We start from the raw sequence: 14,418 nt of genomic DNA on the forward strand, positions 1-14,418 counted from the left end.
TGGGCCCCAAATGAAATTCAGCGAGGAGCGAACCGCGTGACCGCCGATACGTCCGTGCCGTCCACTGCGCTGCTGACCGGAGCAGACCGAGACGGTTCCAACTACACCGCGCGGCACCTGCTCGTACTCGAGGGGCTCGAAGCGGTTCGTAAACGCCCTGGCATGTACATCGGATCCACCGACAGCCGCGGCCTGATGCACTGCCTCTGGGAAATCATCGACAACTCCGTCGACGAGGCCCTCGGCGGCTACTGCGACCACATCGAGGTCGTCCTCCACGACGACAACTCCGTCGAGGTCCGCGACAACGGCCGGGGCATCCCGATCGACGTCGAACCCAAGACAGGTCTGTCCGGCGTCGAGGTCGTGATGACCAAGCTGCACGCCGGCGGCAAGTTCGGCGGCGGTTCCTACGCCGCGTCCGGCGGTCTGCACGGCGTCGGCGCGTCCGTGGTCAACGCCCTGTCCGCCCGGCTGGACGTCGAGGTCGACCGCAACAGCGCGACCCACTCGATCAGCTTCCGGCGCGGGGCCCCGGGCATCTTCACCGAGCAGGGGCCGGACAGCCCGTTCGACCCGGCCAACGGGTTGCGGAAGGGCAAGCGCGTCCCGAAGGCGCGTACCGGCACGAGGGTGCGGTACTGGGCCGACCGGCAGATCTTCCTCAAGGACGCCAAGCTCAATCTCGACACGCTCCACCAGCGGGCCCGCCAGACCGCCTTCCTCGTCCCCGGCCTCACCATCGTCGTGCGCGACGAGCGGGGCCTGGAGGGAGCGGGCAAGACGGAGGAGACCTTCCGCTTCGACGGAGGCATCAGCGAGTTCTGCGAGTACCTCGCCCAGGACAAGGCCGTCTGCGACGTCCTGCGCCTGACCGGGCTGGGCACGTTCAAGGAGACCGTCCCCGTCCTGGACGAGCGCGGACACATGACGGCGACCGAGGTCACCCGGGAGCTGTCCGTCGACATCGCGATGCGCTGGGGCACCGGGTACGAGACCAACCTGAAGTCCTTCGTCAACATCATCGCCACCCCCAAGGGCGGCACGCACGTGACCGGATTCGAGCGCTCCGTGACCAAGACGGTCAACGAGGTGCTGCGCTCCGCGAAGCTGCTGCGGGTGGCCGAGGACGACATCGTCAAGGACGACGCCCTGGAGGGCCTCACCGCGGTCGTGACCGTGCGCCTGGCGGAACCGCAGTTCGAGGGCCAGACGAAGGAGGTGCTCGGCACCTCAGCGGCCAACCGGATCGTCGCCAACGTCGTGGCCAAGGAGCTGAAGGCATTCCTCACCTCCACCAAGCGGGACGCGAAGGCCCAGGCCAGGGCCGTCCTGGACAAGGCGGTGGCGGCCGCCCGCACCCGGATCGCGGCCCGCCAGCACAAGGACGCCCAGCGTCGCAAGACGGCACTGGAATCGTCCTCGCTGCCGGCGAAGCTCGCCGACTGCCGCAGCGATGACGTGGAGCGCAGCGAGCTGTTCATCGTGGAGGGCGACTCCGCGCTCGGCACGGCGAAGCTCGCCCGCAACAGCGAGTTCCAGGCGCTGCTGCCCATCCGCGGCAAGATCCTCAACGTTCAGAAGGCATCGGTTTCCGACATGCTGAAGAACGCCGAGTGCGGAGCGATCATCCAGGTCATAGGAGCCGGCTCCGGGCGGACCTTCGACATCGACGCCGCCCGGTACGGCAAGATCGTCCTGCTGGTCGACGCCGACGTCGACGGCGCCCACATCCGCATCCTGCTGCTGACGCTCTTCCAGCGGTACATGCGGCCGATGGTCGAGGCGGGCCGGGTCTTCGCCGCCGTGCCCCCGCTCCACCGGATCGAGCTGGTCCAGCCCAAGAAGGGCCAGGACAAGTACATCTACACGTACTCGGACAACGAGCTGCGCCAGCGCCTGCTGGAGCTCCAGCGCAAGAACGTCCGCTACAAGGACTCCATCCAGCGCTACAAGGGTCTGGGCGAGATGGATGCCGACCAGCTGGCCGAGACGACGATGGATCCGCGCCACCGCACGCTGCGGCGCATCAACATCGGTGACCTGGAGTCCTCCGAGAAGGTCTTCGACCTGCTGATGGGCAACGAGGTGGCTCCTCGCAAGGAGTTCATCACCAGCTCGGCGGCCACACTGGACCGCTCGCGCATCGACGTCTGAGCGTGGAGTCGTCGTCTCCACCCACGGATGGAGACGACAACTCCACCCACGATCCACCCTGGAGCCGATCTGCTGACCTGGATATTTCGGTAGCGTCGAGGTGCTGAACTTCTCGCATCTCCAAGGCGCCCATGTCCGGGCTGATCAATGTCCTGGTGATCGTCGCGGTCATCGTCCTCGTCGTGGTCCGTCAGTGTGGCGCTGCCGACGGCATTCCGATCCGGCCGGCGGAAACGGACCGCGTGTGACCCCCGCCGCCTGGACGAGCTGGCCGTCCAGGCGGTGCTCTCCGGGGAGGCCGGGCTGTCGCCCACGGTGCGGGCCCGCCTGCTGGAACAGCTCACGGCGGGGCCCTTGCCGGCCGGCGGAGAGCGGTGAGGCGGAGCTGCCGGACGGGATGACGCCCCGCGAGGCCGAGGTGCTGGTGCTGATCGCCGAAGGGATGTCCAACGGGGACATCGCCCGCAGCCTTCACATCTCGCAGGCCACGGTGAAGAGCCACATCAACAACCTCTTCGCCAAGGCGGGACTCCGCGACCGGGCCCAGGCGGTGCGCTATGCGCACATTCGAGGGCTCGCACGTCCGCCCGGGAGATCCTTCACCTGAAGGGGTGAAGTCTGGCGAATGAAGCGCCCGGGATCTTCCCGATCTGCCCATTCTTGGATATGCGGCCGAAGTGGTCCGTGGACAAGGGAGTTGTTCGGTGGACAAGGAAGCAGGGCGCGAGTCCGCAGCGATGCGGCTCGACGACCCGTGGGACGACGCGCTGGCCTCCGGATGGGAGGACCTGGAAGGTGCGGGCGGCCTCGCGCCCGCCGGGGTGCCCGGCCCCGCCGCACCGAGGGACGGCCACAGCGCGGCGGACATCTACCTGGAGGTGCAGCGCAGCGAGGCATTCCAGGAGGTCCGCCGCCGCTACCGGCGCTTCGTCGTTCCCGCCACCGCCGCCTTCTTCGTCTGGTATCTCGCCTACGTCGTCACTGCGGTCACCGCGCCCGGGCTGATGGCGCGGCCGGTGGCCGGGGCGGTCAATGTGGCGATGGTCGCCGGGCTCGGCCAGTTCATGACGACGTTCCTGCTGACCGGGGCGTACGCACGGCACGCGCGGCTGCGCAGGGACCGGGCCGCGCTCGATCTGCGCTGGGAGACCCAGGAGATGACACGGGGGGCCGGGCGTTGAGCGGCAACCACCAGACGCTGGCGCTGCTGCTGTTCAGCGTCTTCATCGCGGTCACCCTCGCCATCACGACCTGGGTGAGCCGCAACCGGCACGGTTCGGCCGAGGAGTTCTACGCCGGCGGCCGTCTGTTCTCCCCGATGGAGAACGGTTTCGCCATCGCGGGCGACTACATGTCCGCCGCGTCCTTCCTGGGTATCTCCGGTCTGATCGCCCTCTTCGGCTACGACGGCATGCTCTACTCGGTCGGATTCCTGGTCGCCTGGCTGGTCGTCCTGTTGCTCGTGGCGGAACTCGTGCGCAACTGCGGGCGGTTCACCCTTGCCGACGTGGTGGCGGCCCGGATGGCGGAGCGCCCGGTCCGGATCGCCGCGGGGACGTCCTCCGTCACCGTCTCCGTGCTCTACCTGGTGGCGCAGATGGTCGGCGCGGGCAGTCTGGTGGCCCTGCTCCTCGGCGGGACGAGCGGAGCGGCCCGGTCCTGGACCGTCATCGGCGTCGGGGCGCTCATGGTGGTGTACGTCTCGCTCGGCGGGATGCGCGCCACCACCTGGATCCAGATCGTCAAGGCCGTCCTGCTGATGGCGGGCACCATCGTGCTGACCGTCCTCGTCCTGGTCCACTTCCACGGAAACATCAACGAGCTGCTCAACTCCGCCGCCGACCGCAGCGGATACGGCAATGACTTCCTTGCGCCCGGTCTCCGCTACGGCGGGAGCTGGACGGCGCGTATCGACTTCATCAGCCTCGGTCTTGCCCTGGTGCTGGGTACGGCAGGGCTGCCGCACATCCTGTCCCGCTTCTACACCGTGCCCACCGCCCGCGCGGCCCGCCGGTCGGTCGTCTGGTCCATCGGCCTGATCGGCAGCTTCTACCTGATGACGATCGTGCTGGGGTTCGGGGCGGCGGCGCTGATCGGCACGGCGGACGTACGGGAGTCGAATCCCGCCGGGAACACCGCCGTCCCGCTGCTGGCCATGGTGCTCGGCGGCGGCGAGGGCTCCACCGGCGGGACGATCCTGTTCGCCGTGGTCGCCGCCGTCGCCTTCGCGACCATCCTGGCGGTCGTCGCCGGGATCACCCTCGCCTCGTCCGCGTCCGTCGCCCACGACCTCTACGCCTCGCTCAAGCGGCCCGGCGCCAAGCAGCGCAGCGAGGTGGCCGTGGCCCGGGCGGCGGCGGCCGGTATCGGAGTGGCCGCCATCGGGCTGGGCCTGCTGGCGCAGGATCTCAACGTGGCGTTCCTGGTGGGCCTCGCCTTCGCGGTCGCCGCCTCGGCCAACCTCCCGGTGCTGCTCTACTCGCTGTTCTGGCGGAACTTCACCACGCGCGGCGCGGTCTGGTCGGTCTACGGCGGCCTGATTCCCGCCGTGCTGCTCGTCCTGCTGTCCCCGGTCGTCTCCAGCAGCCCCACCTCGCTCTTCCCAGGTGCCGACTTCCAGCTCTTCCCCCTGGAGAACCCCGGCCTGGTCTCCATCCCGCTGGGCTTCCTCGCCGGCTGGATCGGGACCGTCACCGCGGGCGAACCGCCGGACGCGGCCAGGCACGCGGAGATCGAGGTGCGGGCGATGACGGGGGCCGGCGCAGTGTGAGCCGTAGGCGGGGGCGGGGCGCGCCGCGCCGGAGGACGCGGCCGGTCCCTCGCCTGCGGAGTACCGAACACCGGTCGGCGCCGGGCACCGAACACCGGTCGGCGCCCGGCACCGGTCGGCGCCGAGCACCGAACACCGGCGAGGAGGGGTGCTTGGGCGGTCGGTGGCGAGTACGGTGACGCACGTGGGGTCGATGGACGCCGGGCCGGTTCGAGGCGGGGTTCCGGTGGTCATGCGGTAGGGGTGGCCGGGGCCGAACGGCTCGTGCGCTCCTGTGCTTCCGAAAATCGTCTTGTTTCCTGCCCCACGCAATCTGCTTGCGTTTCTTGCGCTAATCTTGCGCGTATGACGCGACGACTTGCTCAGGTGGCACAGAAGGTTGGAGTCAGCGAGGCCACGGTCAGCCGGGTGCTCAACGGCAAGCCGGGCGTTTCCGACGCCACGCGGCAGGCCGTCCTGTCCGCGCTCGATGTCCTCGGCTACGAGCGCCCGACGCAGCTGCGCGGCGAGCGGGCCCGGCTGGTGGGCCTCGTCCTGCCCGAACTGCAGAACCCGATCTTCCCCGCCTTCGCCGAGGTGGTCGGCGGCGCCCTCGCCCAGCAGGGACTGACCCCCGTCCTGTGCACCCAGACCAAGGGCGGGGTCTCCGAGGCGGACTACGTCGAACTGCTCCTGCAGCAGCAGGTCTCGGGCGTGGTCTTCGCCGGTGGCCTCTACGCCCAGGCCGACGCCCCGCACGACCACTACAAGGTGCTGGCCGACCGCAAGATCCCCGTCGTCCTGATCAACGCGGCCATCGCCCACCTGGGCTTCCCCTGTGTCTCCTGCGACGACTCCGTGGCCGTCGAGCAGGCATGGCGCCACCTTGTCTCGCTGGGTCACGAGCGCATCGGCCTGGTGCTCGGCCCCTCGGACCACATGCCCTCGCAGCGCAAGCTGGCCGCGGCCCGCGCGCTCGCCGAGGAATCCGGTACGACCATTCCGGACGCGTGGGTGACCCGGGCGATGTTCTCGCTGGAGGGCGGGCAGGCCGCCGCCACGCGACTGCTGGACGACGGGGTCACCGGGTTCATCTGCGCCAGCGACCCGCTCGCCCTGGGGGCCGTGCGCGCGGCGCGGCGGCGGGGCCTTTCGGTCCCCGACGACGTCTCCGTCGTGGGGTACGACGACTCGGCCTTCATGAACTGCACCGAGCCTCCCCTCACCACCGTCCGCCAGCCGATCGAGGCCATGGGCCGGGCCGCCGTCGAGCTGCTCTCCGTACAGATCGGCGGACGTGCGGTGCCGTCCGACGAGCTGCTCTTCGAACCGGAACTGGTCGTGCGCGGCTCGACGGCCCAGCCTCCGCGCGGCGCTTCCCGCTGACCGTCGCAATTTTGCGGCAGTGGTACGGACTATTGCGTGAGTGGTCCATCCGGTACGGGGAGCGGCTGGGGCGGCCGGGGGCCCGTGTAGTGCCCGCTGGGGCGCATCCGCAGCGGGGGTTCTCCGTACTCCTCCAGGGCATGCGCGATCCAGCCCGCCGTACGGGAGACCGCGAACACCGTCTCTCCCGCCTCCGCCGGCATGTCCGAGGCGACCGAGAGCGCGGCCAGGGCCAGGTCGACGTTGGCGTGCAGGGTCGCGTCCCGTGCGGTGGTGGCGACCACGTCGCGGGCGGCGGCCAGGGCCGGTGCCGCGCGCGGGATGCGCGCGAGCAGGCCGAACAGGGTGCGCGCGCGGGGATCCTCGCCGGTGTAGAGCCGGTGGCCGAGCCCCGGGACCGGGCGGCCGGCCCGCAGATGGTCCGCGACCACCGGAGCCGCGCCGCCGCGCTCCAGGACCTCGGCCAGCATGCGGTGGGCCAGCCCGCTGGCCGCGCCGTGCAGGGGCCCCTCCAGCACGCCGAGACCCGCCGAGACCACCGCGTACGGATGGGCCCGGGCCGAGGCGGCGACCCTCGCCGCCAGCGTGGAGGCGGCCAGATCGTGGTCGATCAGGAGGCCGAGTGCGGCATCCAGGGCTGCTAGTGACGCCTCGTCAGGCGCGCGAGCGGTGAGTTTCGGCCACAGTTGACGGGCCAGACCCGCCGCCGCGCCCTCGCCCCCATTTCTGCCCGACGCGCCCTCGCCCCCACTTCTGCCCGCCGCGCCCTCGCCCCCACTACCGCCTGCGCCACCCTCGCCCGCGGTGTCGTCGATCCCGTCCCCGCCCACTGTCGGCAACGCCGCGACCAGTGCAGGGATCAGGCTTCTCGCGCCCCCGAGCACCGCCTCGCGCGACAGGTCGAAACGCAGCGGGTCGGCGGCAGCGGCGGCGACCACCGCTACCCGCAGTCGGTCCGTGGAACCGCAGTGCGCCGGCAGTGCGTCGACCGCCCGGCGGGCCGCGCCCACCGCCCGCGCCGGAGCCGTGAAGCGGATGCCCGGCCGCAGCTGACCGGTCCACAGCCACTCGGCGACCTCCTCGTACGTATGGCGCGCGGCCAGCTCCGTCGCGTCCACGCCCCGGAAGTAGTACCGGTCGCCGGTGATGAGGGTGATGCCGGTACGGACGGACGGTTCGCCGCTGGGGGAGGAGGGTTCCCTGCGTCCCGTCCGCCGCGCCAGCGCGTCCACCTCCGCCGCGTCGAACGTACTGCCGCGCCCGCCGGGCACGCGGCTGCTGCTCAGCTGGCCGCGGCTGACGTAGGCGTACACCGTCTCGGGCTTCACGCCCAGGCGCTCGGCCGTCTCCCGCGTGGTGAGCCGCCGCCCGCCTCCACCCGGCCGTTCCTCGCCTCCACCCGGTCGTTCCCCGGCCGCGTCCGGCCGTTCCCCGGCCACACCCGGCCGCTCCTCAGCCACACCCGGCCGTTCCCCGGCCGCGTCCGGCCGTTCCCCGCCCGCATCTGATCGATCCGTCATGCCGTCACCGTATCCAGTCCATATGCCGTCGCGGTATCCGATCCGCACATCTACATTGATTCAATCAATATTGACAGGCTTACAGTCATGCATGGACAGTCGAATCAATGTCAAGGAGTCACCGAACTGCCCACGGAGGAAGCAATGACGACCACGACCGGCGGAACACCGCTCGACGTCCCCCGAGGTCTCGCGGGTGTCGTCGTGACCGATACGGCCCTCGGCGACGTCCGGGGGCGCGAGGGCTTCTACCACTACCGGCAGTACTCGGCGGTCGAGCTGGCGCGGACCCGCGGCTTCGAGGACGTCTGGTACCTCATGACCGAGGGCGAGCTGCCCGGTCCGGCCGCCCGCGCCGACTTCCACGCCCGCACGGCCGCCCTGCGCGTACTGCCCGACGCGGTACGCGACGCCCTGCCGGCCATAGCCCGTGCGAGCGCGGTGTCAGGCCCGCTGTCCGGGCTGCGCACGGCGCTCTCCCTGCTCGGGGCCTCGGCCGGCTTCCGGCCGGTCTACGACATCGACGCGTCCCGGCGCCGCACCGACGCCCTGACCGCCTGCGCCGCCGTGCCCACCGTGCTGGCCGCCCTGTACCGCCTCGGCCAGGGGCTCGAACCGGTCGAGCCGCGCGCCGACCTGCCACACGCGGCCAACTACCTGTACATGCTGACCGGTTCCGTGCCGGACGCGGCCCGGGTCAGGGCCGTCGAGCAGTATCTGATCTCCACCGTCGACCACGGTTTCAACGCCTCGACTTTCACCGGCCGGGTCGTCGCCTCGACCGGGGCGGACGTCGCCGCATGCCTGGTGGCCGCCGTAGGAGCGCTCTCCGGACCGCTGCACGGCGGCGCGCCCAGCCGGGCCCTCGACACCCTGGACGCGATCGGCACCCCCGACCGCATCGACGGCTGGATCCGCGAGCGGGTGCTCGCCGGCGACCGGATCATGGGCTTCGGCCACCCGGTCTACCGCACCGAGGACCCCCGCTCGCGCATGCTGCGGTCCATCGCCCAGGGCTTCGGCGGCCCGCTCGTGGAGTTCGCCGTCGAGGTGGAACCCCAGGTCGAGGCGATCCTCGCCGAGCTCAAGCCGGGGCGCGAGCTGCACACCAACGTGGAGTTCTACGCCGGAGTGGTCATGGAGCTGTGCGGGCTGCCCCGCGAGATGTTCACCCCGACCTTCTGCGCGGCGCGGGTCGTGGGCTGGAGCGCCAATATCCTGGAGCAGGCGGAGGACTCGAAGATCATCCGCCCGGCGGCCCGCTACGTCGGCCCGCCCCCGCCCCAGCCGGTCCCGGCAGTCTGACCCCGCAGGAAGGCCCCCCTTGAGCTCGTCGTCGCCCCCCAGCCCCCCGATCCCGGTCGTCGTCCTCGCGGGATTCCTGGGATCCGGCAAGACGACGCTGCTCAACCACCTCCTGCTCCACCGCGCGGGGAACCGGATCGGCGTCGTCGTCAACGACTTCGGGGCCATCGAGATCGACGCCATGACCGTCTCCGGCCAGGTCGGCTCGACCGTGTCGCCGGGCGGCGGCTGCCTGTGCTGCGCGGTCGACGCGAGCGAACTGGACACCTATCTGGAGACCCTGACCCGGCCCGCCGCCCGGCTCGACGTCATCGTCATCGAGGCGAGCGGGCTCGCGGAGCCGCAGGAACTCGTCCGCATGATCCTCGCCAGCGACAACCCGCACATCGTGTACGGGGGACTGGTCGAGGTGGTCGACGCCGCCGAGTTCGAGGCCACCCGGCAACGCCACCCGGAGGTCGACCGCCATCTCGCGGTGGCCGACCTCGTGGTGCTGAACAAGACGGACCGGGCGGGGGACGAGGAGCACGCCCGCGTCCGGCAGGCCGTCGCCGACAGCGGCAGCACGGCCGCGGTCGTCCCCGCCACCTACGGCCGGATCGATCCGCAGTTGCTCTTCGACCCGGCGCTGCGGCCCGACAACGACGAGAAGGCCCGCCAGCTCACCTTCGAGGACCTGTACCTGGAGGAGCGTGTGGCGGAGGACGGCGACGGGCACGGCGCCCATCTGCACACGGCGTACGAGAGCGTCGACTTCGCCTCCGACGCGCCGATGGACCCCCGCCGGCTGCTGGACTTCCTCGACTCCCGGCCCGAAGGGCTGTACCGGATCAAGGGCTACGTCGACTTCGGCGCGGGCGACCCGGGCAACGCCTACGGGGTGCACGCCGTAGGCAGGTTCCTGCGGTTCACCCCCAGGCCCTGGACGCGCGGCGAGCCGAAGCGGACCCAGCTCGTCCTGATCGGCTCCGGCATCGACGCGCCGGCCCTGCGCAAGGAGTTGGAGAGCTGCCGCACGACGGGGGAGAAGGGCCACCGCGCGGGCCCGGAAACACCGCAGGACGCCGCACACGAGCGAGCCATGTGGGGCGTCCTGCGGTACGTGCGACAGCCTGGCGACGACGACGCGTAGCCGCGCCCCGCCGCCGCCGGGCCGGCGGCCTACACCGGGCCGGCGATCACCGCGACCGGGCTCGGCAGCGGCGTCCCCGAGCCGTCGCGCCGCGGATCGGGCTCGGGCAGCGAGGCCGGGGCGCCGTTCTTCTGCGCCGCCCTGGCCGGCGTCGTCCCCGCCCAGGCGAACACCAGCACGTCCTCGCCCTTCAGGAACCGCTGGCAGCGCACCCCACCGGTCGCCCGGCCCTTGCGCGGATACTGGTCGAACGGGGTCAGCTTGCACGTCAGCACCGAGTCGTCCAGCGTGCCGTGCGAACCCGCGACCGTGAAGACCGCGCCGTCCGCCGCCGGATCCACCGCGGCGAACGAGAGCACCCGCGCACCCGTCGCCAGCTTGACGCCCGCCATACCGCCGGCCGGCCGCCCCTGGGGGCGTACCTGCGCCGCCGGGTAGCGCAGCAGCTGCGCGTCCGAGGTGATGAAGACGAGGTCCTCCTCGCCGGTCCGCAGCTCCGCCGCGCCGACGATCCGGTCACCGTCCTTGAGGGTGATGACCTCCAGCTCGTCCTTGTTGGCCGGGTAGTCCGGCACCACGCGCTTCACGACGCCCTGCAGCGTGCCGAGGGCCAGCCCCGGCGACGTCTCGTCGAGCGTGGTCAGGCAGACGGCCTCCTCGTCCGCCTCCAGCGTCAGGAACTCCCCGATCATCGCCCCGCCCGACAGGTTGGGCGCCGCGTGCGTGTCCGGCAGCTGGGGCAGATCGATCACCGGGAGCCGCAGCAGCCGCCCGGCGGACGTCACAAGACCGACGTCACCGCGAGCCGTCGCCGCGACCGCGGAGACGATCACGTCGTGCTTGGACCGCTTGGCGCCCTCGGCGAAGACGATCGGGTCGTCGTTGGCCGTACGCGCCAGCAGACCCGTCGAGGACAGCAGCACCCGGCACGGGTCGTTCGCCACCTCCAGCGGCACCGAAGCGACCTGCGAACCGGCCGACTCCAGCAGCACCGTACGCCGGGCCGTGCCGAACTTCTTGGCGACCGCGGCCAGTTCCGAGGAGACGAGCTTGCGCAGCTCGGTGTCCGATTCGAGGATCGCCGTCAGCTCGGCGATCTCGGCGTTCAGCCGGTCCCGCTCGCTCTCCAGCTCGATCCGGTCGAACCGGGTCAGCCGGCGCAGCGGTGTGTCCAGGATGTACTGCGTCTGGATCTCGCTCAGCGAGAAGCGCTCGATGAGCCGCTCCTTCGCCTGCGCCGAATTGTCGCTGGACCGGATGAGCCGGATGACCTCGTCGATGTCGACCAGGGCGACCAGCAGGCCCTCGACCAGGTGCAGCCGGTTGCGGCGCTTGGTCCTGCGGAACTCGCTGCGCCGGCGCACCACGTCGAAGCGGTGGTCGAGATAGACCTCCAGCAGCTCCTTGAGCCCGAGCGTGAGCGGCTGGCCGTCGACCAGCGCCACGTTGTTGATGCCGAAGGACTCCTCCATCGGCGTCAGCTTGTAGAGCTGCTCCAGCACGGCCTCCGGCACGAAGCCGTTCTTGATCTCGATGACCAGGCGCAGGCCGTGCGAGCGGTCGGTGAGGTCCTTGACGTCGGCGATGCCCTGGAGCTTCTTCGCCGAGACCAGGTCCTTGATCTTGGAGATGACCTTCTCCGGGCCGACGGTGAAGGGCAGTTCGGTGACGACCAGGCCCTTGCGGCGCGGCGTGACGTTCTCCACGACGGCCGTGGCGCGGATCTTGAATGAGCCGCGGCCGCGCGCGTAAGCGTCCTTGATGCCGGCGAGGCCCACGATGCGCCCGCCGGTCGGCAGGTCGGGACCCGGGACGAACCGCATCAGGGTGTCCAGGTCCGCGCCCGGATGCTTGATCAGGTGCCGGGCCGCGGCGATGACCTCGCCCAGGTTGTGCGGCGGCATGTTGGTCGCCATGCCGACCGCGATCCCGGTCGTGCCGTTGACCAGGAGGTTGGGGTAGGCGGCCGGGAGGACGACCGGCTCCTGCTCCTGGCCGTCGTAGTTCGACTGGAAGGCGACCGTCTCCTCGTCGATCGACTCCGTCATCAGCGAGGTCGCGTCGGCCATCCGGCACTCGGTGTACCGCATGGCGGCCGGCGGGTCGTCGTTGCCCAGCGAGCCGAAGTTGCCGTGGCCGTCGACGAGGGGGAGCCGCATCGAGAACGGCTGGGCCATCCGCACCAGCGCGTCGTAGATCGACGCGTCGCCGTGCGGGTGCAGCTTGCCCATGACCTCGCCGACCACCCGGGCGCACTTCACGAAGCCCCGGTCCGGCCGCAGGCCCATCTCGTTCATCTGGTAGACGATGCGGCGGTGCACCGGCTTCATGCCGTCGCGGGCGTCCGGCAGGGCCCGTGAGTAGATCACCGAGTACGCGTACTCGAGGAAGGAGCCCTGCATTTCGTCGACGACGTCGATGTCGAGGATCTTCTCCTCGAAGTCGTCCGGCGGCGGGGTCTTCGTGCTGCGGCGGGCCATCGCTGCTGCGACTCCTTCACGGATTCTGTGCGGGCAACCTCAGGTTCCCTCAGGTTCTGACGCGCACCATTGTGGACCGCGCCACTGACATCCCCGACCTCGACCCGTCCCAAAGGGCGCTTCCCGCACGTTCCGAGGGGGCCGGAGACCTCCCTGTTCGCGCTTTCTCGCGAACTTTCGCCACAGGGGAACTTCGCCAGGTGTCTGTTCGCTTGCATACAGTGGCTGTGTCTCGAATCAACCTCTCGAAACAAGCTCGCGAAGCAACTTCTCCACCTCGACAACCAGTATCGCGATCGAAGGGACGTACATGCCCATGGGTCACACGGCCACAGCCCAGGCCGGCTCCGGCGGCTTGACAGCGACCGAGCACCGTCTGGCCAACGGCCTGCGCGTGGTGCTCTCCGAGGACCATCTGACCCCGGTCGCGGCGGTGTGCCTCTGGTACGACGTCGGCTCGCGCCACGAGGTCAAGGGGCGCACCGGTCTCGCGCACCTCTTCGAGCACCTGATGTTCCAGGGCTCCGGCCAGGTCAAGGGGAACGGCCACTTCGAGCTGGTGCAGGGCGCCGGCGGCTCGCTCAACGGCACCACCAGCTTCGAGCGGACCAACTACTTCGAGACGATGCCCACGCACCAGCTGGAGCTGGCCCTGTGGCTCGAGGCCGACCGGATGGGCTCGCTGCTCGCCGCGCTCGACGAGGAGTCCATGGAGAACCAGCGCGACGTCGTCAAGAACGAGCGCCGCCAGCGCTACGACAACGTCCCGTACGGCACCGCGTTCGAGCGGCTGACCGCCCTCGCCTACCCCGAGGGCCACCCGTACCACCACACCCCGATCGGCTCGATGGCCGACCTGGACGCGGCGACCCTGGAGGACGCCCGCGCCTTCTTCCGTACGTACTACGCGCCGAACAACGCGGTGCTGTCGGTCGTCGGCGACATCGACTCCGAGCAGACCCTCGCCTGGATCGAGAAGTACTTCGGCTCCATCCCGTCCCACGACGGCAAGCAACCGCCGCGCGACGGCGCGCTGCCCCCCGTCATGGGCGGTCAGCTGCGCGAGGAGGTCCGCGAGGAGGTGCCGGCGCGCGCCCTGATGGCCGCCTACCGGCTGCCCCACGACGGCACCCGCGAGTGCGACGCCGCGGACCTCGCCCTGACCGTGCTGGGCGGCGGCGAGTCGTCCCGGCTGCACAACCGCCTGGTCCGGCGCGACCGTACGGCCGTGGCCGCCGGGTTCGGGCTGCTCCGGCTCGCCGGCGCGCCCTCCCTGGGCTGGCTGGACGTCAAGACGTCCGGCGGGGTGGAGGTCGCCGAGATCGAGACCGCGGTCGACGAGGAGCTGGCCCGGTTCGCCGAGGAAGGCCCCACGCCCGAGGAAATGGAACGTGCTCAGGCCCAGTTGGAGCGCGAATGGCTGGACCGGCTCGGCACGGTCGCGGGCCGCGCCGACGAACTGTGCCGGTACGCCGTGCTGTTCGGCGACCCGCAGCTCGCGCTGACCGCCGTGAACCGGGTGCTCGACGTCACGGCCGACGAGGTCAAGGCGGCCGCCCGTGCCCAGCTGCGGCCCGACAACCGGGCGGTGCTGGTCTACGAACCGGTCGAGCCCGAGACCGCAGACGAGGCGGAGGCCGCCACCGACACCGACGCGCACGAAGGGGCGGACCAGTGACCGACGCTGCC

The 14,418-nt window shown here is 70.8% G+C and carries 9 protein-coding genes and 1 pseudogene; 8 read left to right on the top strand and 2 right to left on the bottom strand.

Annotated elements, in window-relative coordinates:
- The first annotated feature begins 36 nt into the window (after positions 1–36).
- The 5 genes and pseudogenes from E6R18_RS04220 to E6R18_RS04245 all read left to right on the top strand — a co-directional run bounded on the left by E6R18_RS04220 (position 37) and on the right by E6R18_RS04245 (position 6,292).
- Positions 37–2,157 carry a DNA topoisomerase IV subunit B gene (locus tag E6R18_RS04220; protein ID WP_136315473.1) on the top strand — a complete coding sequence of 707 codons (2,121 nt, stop codon included), beginning with the start codon at positions 37–39 and terminating at the stop codon, positions 2,155–2,157.
- A gap of 261 nt (positions 2,158–2,418) precedes the next feature.
- Positions 2,419–2,764: pseudogene (locus E6R18_RS04230) on the top strand (response regulator transcription factor); the annotation flags it as partial.
- Between the two features lie 130 nt (positions 2,765–2,894).
- Positions 2,895–3,338 carry a DUF485 domain-containing protein gene (locus E6R18_RS04235; protein ID WP_136315570.1) on the top strand — a complete coding sequence of 148 codons (444 nt, stop codon included), beginning with the start codon at positions 2,895–2,897 and terminating at the stop codon, positions 3,336–3,338.
- Positions 3,335–4,927: a cation acetate symporter gene (locus E6R18_RS04240; protein WP_136315474.1), complete on the top strand. Its 1,593-nt coding sequence runs from the start codon at positions 3,335–3,337 to the stop codon at positions 4,925–4,927. The genes E6R18_RS04235 and E6R18_RS04240 overlap by 4 nt, the downstream gene beginning before the upstream one ends.
- 345 nt (positions 4,928–5,272) lie before the next feature.
- Complete coding sequence (locus E6R18_RS04245) at positions 5,273–6,292, top strand: LacI family DNA-binding transcriptional regulator (protein ID WP_136315475.1); 1,020 nt, start codon at positions 5,273–5,275, stop codon at positions 6,290–6,292.
- 29 nt (positions 6,293–6,321) lie between these two features.
- On the opposite strand, the gene E6R18_RS04250 is transcribed toward E6R18_RS04245, so the two are convergent.
- Positions 6,322–7,812: a citrate synthase gene (locus E6R18_RS04250; protein ID WP_240799584.1), complete on the bottom strand. Its 1,491-nt coding sequence runs from the start codon at positions 7,810–7,812 to the stop codon at positions 6,322–6,324.
- A 144-nt stretch (positions 7,813–7,956) separates the two neighbouring features.
- Here E6R18_RS04250 and E6R18_RS04255 point away from each other — a divergent pair, with 144 nt between their 5' ends.
- Both E6R18_RS04255 and E6R18_RS04260 read left to right on the top strand, forming a co-directional pair.
- Positions 7,957–9,117 (top strand): citrate synthase/methylcitrate synthase, encoded by a 1,161-nt coding sequence (locus E6R18_RS04255; RefSeq protein ID WP_136315476.1) that lies wholly within the window; start codon positions 7,957–7,959, stop codon positions 9,115–9,117.
- A gap of 19 nt (positions 9,118–9,136) precedes the next feature.
- Positions 9,137–10,249, top strand: coding sequence for a GTP-binding protein (locus E6R18_RS04260; protein WP_136315477.1), 1,113 nt, complete (start codon positions 9,137–9,139; stop codon positions 10,247–10,249).
- A gap of 29 nt (positions 10,250–10,278) precedes the next feature.
- On the opposite strand, the gene E6R18_RS04265 is transcribed toward E6R18_RS04260, so the two are convergent.
- Entirely contained in the window at positions 10,279–12,729 is a 2,451-nt protein-coding gene (locus E6R18_RS04265) for a DNA topoisomerase IV subunit A (RefSeq protein ID WP_136315478.1), read from the bottom strand.
- Between the two features lie 310 nt (positions 12,730–13,039).
- On the opposite strand from E6R18_RS04265, the gene E6R18_RS04270 reads away from it, so the two are divergent.
- Entirely contained in the window at positions 13,040–14,407 is a 1,368-nt protein-coding gene (locus tag E6R18_RS04270; RefSeq protein WP_206308212.1) for a pitrilysin family protein, read from the top strand.
- Positions 14,408–14,418: the final 11 nt, after the last annotated feature.

Origin of the sequence: Streptomyces sp. A1277 (assembly GCF_004795015.1) — a bacterium.
In the GTDB taxonomy this organism is placed as follows: domain Bacteria; phylum Actinomycetota; class Actinomycetes; order Streptomycetales; family Streptomycetaceae; genus Streptomyces.

Excerpts from the sequence above, each read along its gene's own strand:
- E6R18_RS04265 (WP_136315478.1), bottom strand. The coding sequence starts at position 12,729 with ATGGCCCGCCGCAGCACGAAGACCCCGCCGCCGGACGACTTCGAGGAG.
- E6R18_RS04235 (WP_136315570.1), top strand. The coding sequence starts at position 2,895 with ATGCGGCTCGACGACCCGTGGGACGACGCGCTGGCCTCCGGATGGGAG.
- E6R18_RS04270 (WP_206308212.1), top strand. The coding sequence starts at position 13,040 with ATGCCCATGGGTCACACGGCCACAGCCCAGGCCGGCTCCGGCGGCTTG.
- E6R18_RS04255 (WP_136315476.1), top strand. The coding sequence starts at position 7,957 with ATGACGACCACGACCGGCGGAACACCGCTCGACGTCCCCCGAGGTCTC.
- E6R18_RS04245 (WP_136315475.1), top strand. The coding sequence starts at position 5,273 with ATGACGCGACGACTTGCTCAGGTGGCACAGAAGGTTGGAGTCAGCGAG.
- E6R18_RS04250 (WP_240799584.1), bottom strand. The coding sequence starts at position 7,812 with ATGACGGATCGATCAGATGCGGGCGGGGAACGGCCGGACGCGGCCGGG.